The sequence below is a fragment of the Polaromonas sp. P1_G2 genome, assembly GCF_056405515.1.
The window spans coordinates 1-417 of the sequence record NZ_JBFUBY010001356.1; the positions used below are offsets into that span (position 1 = coordinate 1).

The 417-nt window shown below is 58.3% G+C and carries 1 protein-coding gene; it reads right to left on the reverse strand.

The genetic code is table 11. The features are described 5' to 3' along the window. Positions 1-163: 163 nt before the first annotated feature. A partial coding sequence (locus tag AC1D0P_RS30540; protein WP_477680155.1) for a response regulator occupies positions 164-417 on the reverse strand: 254 nt, incomplete at its 5' end.

Below are 417 nucleotides of genomic sequence, written 5' to 3' on the forward strand. Positions count from 1 at the left end.
GAATGACAGCCACCTCGTTCTTGAGCAGCTGTTCCAGCGCTTCCCGGCCCGAGCGCGCCTTGATCAGGTTCTCCCGCAACTCCTGCAGAATGACCTCGTAGCTCAGGAGCTTCGAGGGCTGATCGTCGACGAGTAGGATATTCACTGGCTCCATTGTCAAACCTCAGCGATGCAGCCACATGCGCAAAGCAGTCAGCAATTGTTCGGTGTTGACCGGCTTGGCCAGATAGTCCGATGCGCCGGCTTCCAGGCATTTCTCGCGGTCGCCCTTCATCGCCTTGGCCGTCAGCGCCACGATCGGCAATCGTCGGAAGGCTGGGTCGGAGCGGATGGCCTGCATCGTCTCATAACCGTCCATGCCCGGCATCATGATATCCATCAGAACGATGGCAATATCGGGTTCGCTCTTGATGATGG